General features: G+C 71.0%; 3 protein-coding genes. 2 read left to right on the forward strand and 1 reads right to left on the reverse strand.

Going from position 1 to position 1,435, the window contains the following annotated elements:
- Together C1A33_RS25265 and C1A33_RS25270 are read left to right on the forward strand one after the other, a co-directional pair.
- Positions 1-458: FHA domain-containing protein (locus tag C1A33_RS25265; RefSeq protein WP_243407935.1), on the forward strand; the 458-nt coding region annotated here is incomplete at its 5' end.
- An 81-nt stretch (positions 459-539) separates the two neighbouring features.
- Positions 540-860 carry an antibiotic biosynthesis monooxygenase family protein gene (locus tag C1A33_RS25270; protein ID WP_165818582.1) on the forward strand — a complete coding sequence of 107 codons (321 nt, stop codon included), beginning with the start codon at positions 540-542 and terminating at the stop codon, positions 858-860.
- Between the two features lie 21 nt (positions 861-881).
- Here the strand turns inward: C1A33_RS25270 and C1A33_RS25275 are convergent.
- On the reverse strand, positions 882-1,435 hold a 554-nt coding region (locus C1A33_RS25275; protein WP_133150825.1), incomplete at its 5' end, for an RNA-guided endonuclease InsQ/TnpB family protein.

The raw sequence follows: 1,435 nt of genomic DNA on the forward strand, positions 1-1,435 counted from the left end.
CCCCGCAGCCGATCCGCCTGGCCCCACCCACGCCCGCAGCACCGCAGGCGTCGACGCCGGTCGAGCCCGACGCGGGCTGGGTGGCCGAGGTCTGTCCCGACCGCGCGTTCTTCGACCGCAACGACGACGAGGTCGAGTTCCCCGACCCGCCCACGGGACGCCGCGTCGTCCTCACCGGCGAGCGCACGCTCATCGGCCGGCGCAGCCCCCGCCGCGACATCCGGCCGCAGATAGACCTCTCGGTGGCCCCCGAGGACCTCGGCGTGTCCCGCGCCCACGCCTTCCTCGACCACGCCGCCGACGGCCAGCTGACCGTCACCGACCTCGGTTCCGCGAACGGCACCTGGATCGGCGAGGACCGGACCCCGATCGCCCCCGGCCGCTCTCTCCCCCTCGCCGACGGCGGCCACATCTACGTCGGCTCCTTCACCCGCATCACCGTCCACCGCACCCGCTGACCGGAGGGAGTGCCGTCGGCACGGAAGTGCAGTCGGCGCGGAAGCGGTTCGCCACCGCCCGACTGGTCCTAGGCTGTATTCGTGACTGTTGTGAAGATCAATGCGATCGAGGTTCCCGAGGGTGCCGGTCCGGAGCTGGAGAAGCGGTTCGCGAACCGGCTGCACGCGGTGGACGGCCAGCCCGGCTTCCTGTCGTTCGAGCTGCTACGGCCGGTGAAGGGAGACGACCGGTACTTCGTCGTCACCCACTGGGACAGCGAGGAGTCGTTCCAGGCATGGCTGACCGGGCCGGCCATGGAGGCGCACTCCGGCGAGCGCGCGCGTCCGGTGGCGTCAGGCTCCTCACTGCTCGAGTTCGAGGTCGTCCAGCAATCGGCGGCCGGCGGCACCACGCCGGCCTGACGCCGCGGTGACCGTTGCGAGTCATGAAGCATGAGTAAGCCTCTGTCTCGCAGCCGCCTCTTGCGGGGCGGCGGTCCCGGTCTGACCGGCCGTGGCCGTGCCGGGTTCCCGCTTCACAGCCACCCGCCGCGCGGACGCGGTCTTACGGTCGGCTCCACGGGCGTTTACCGTCTCCGTCGTACTGGCGGCGACGAGGTTGGACAGGTTGACCGCGGCGTTGGCGTCGCGGTCGGCTACCAGTCCGCAGGACGGGCAGTCGAAGGTGCGGTCCGACAGGGTCAGGCTTGGGTTTCGCCTGCCGCAGCCGGAACAGGTCTTCGAGCTTGGATACCAGCGGTCGGCGACGACGAGCGTCGAGCCGTACCAGCCGGTTTTGTAGGCGAGCTGGCGGCGGATCTCGGCCATCCCGACGTCCGAGATGGCGCGGGCGAGCCGCCGGTTACGGACCATCCCGGCTACGTGCAGATCCTCCACCACGATCATGCTGTGGTTCTTCGCCACCCGGGTGGTGAGCTTGTGTAGCCCGTCGCGCCGCTGGTTCGCGATCCGGGCGTGGATGCGCGCGAGCCGGGCCG

Origin of the sequence: Frankia canadensis, assembly GCF_900197875.1 — a bacterium.
In the GTDB taxonomy this organism is placed as follows: domain Bacteria; phylum Actinomycetota; class Actinomycetes; order Frankiales; family Frankiaceae; genus Frankia; species Frankia canadensis.